Here is an 899-nt window from a genome sequence, read left to right as displayed (position 1 = left end):
GGGGCTGGACCGCGCGGATTGGCGGCGCTTCTGGCAGCAAGCCGGGGCGCCCACGTGGCTGCGCGAGCTGCGTGCCATGCAGCCGACGCATCGCGTGCCGGTCGCCGATCTGCTCGCCGCGCTGCGCAGCGTTCCGGCCGATGGGCGCGAAACGGCCGCGCAAACGCTCGTCTCCGTGCTGACCGTCGGGCGTGGCGAGGGCACGGTGTCGGACTTCGGCGGCCTGCTGCGCGCCAAGACCTGGACGATGCCTGACCCGCAGCGGCCCGGCGCGTCGATCGGCGGGGCAGCAGGCTGGCTGGCCGACGGCACGCCCGTCTGGCTCGGCGGTGCCGGGTCGAGCAACCAGGTGCTGGCCGCTGCCGCACCGCGCCTGACGCCGCTGATCGAACAGACGCCCGTGCCCGACGACGATGCCTGTGTCGTGGTGGACTTCTTTGCGCGCTATCCGATTCGCGAGGTGCGCGACGCCAGCGGCAAGCCCGTCACGGCCGGTCGCCTGGAAGGCCGCTACGCCGTGCGCTTCGTCAACGGCAACACGCTGCCGATCGAGAGCCGGGGCGAGTTGACGCTCTCGCGCCAGAACAACCTGCCTGTCATCACCGGCCGCCTGGGCATGAACGACTACGTGGCGCGCGTGGTCGAGCGGGAAGGCCAGCTCGCCGAGCCGCAGGCCGCGCGTGCGTTGGCCGTGGCGGCGCGCAGTTACCTCGTGCAGCACGCCTCGCGCGACAAGGGCTGCTACCGCATCGCCGACAGCTCTCGCACGCAGCGCGTGCTGCCGCGCCCGCCGCTGGCCGCTGCGCGCAACGCAGCCGAATTTACCGACGCGCTGGTGCTGACCGGCCAGTCCGTGCAGTACCACGGCACCATCAGCGCGCGCGGCCAGATGAGTTGGA

The 899-nt window shown here is 72.5% G+C and carries 1 protein-coding gene; it reads left to right on the top strand.

Annotated elements, in window-relative coordinates; translation table 11 throughout:
* On the top strand, positions 1–899 hold an 899-nt coding region (locus tag FUT88_RS25220), incomplete at both ends, for a DUF2300 domain-containing protein (RefSeq protein ID WP_147219276.1).

Source organism: Ralstonia sp. TCR112 (assembly GCF_007997035.1).
In the GTDB taxonomy this organism is placed as follows: Bacteria; Pseudomonadota; Gammaproteobacteria; order Burkholderiales; family Burkholderiaceae; genus Ralstonia; species Ralstonia edaphi.
The sequence above is the reverse complement of the archived record's forward strand: the minus strand, read 5'-3'. Positions and strand labels throughout refer to the sequence as shown.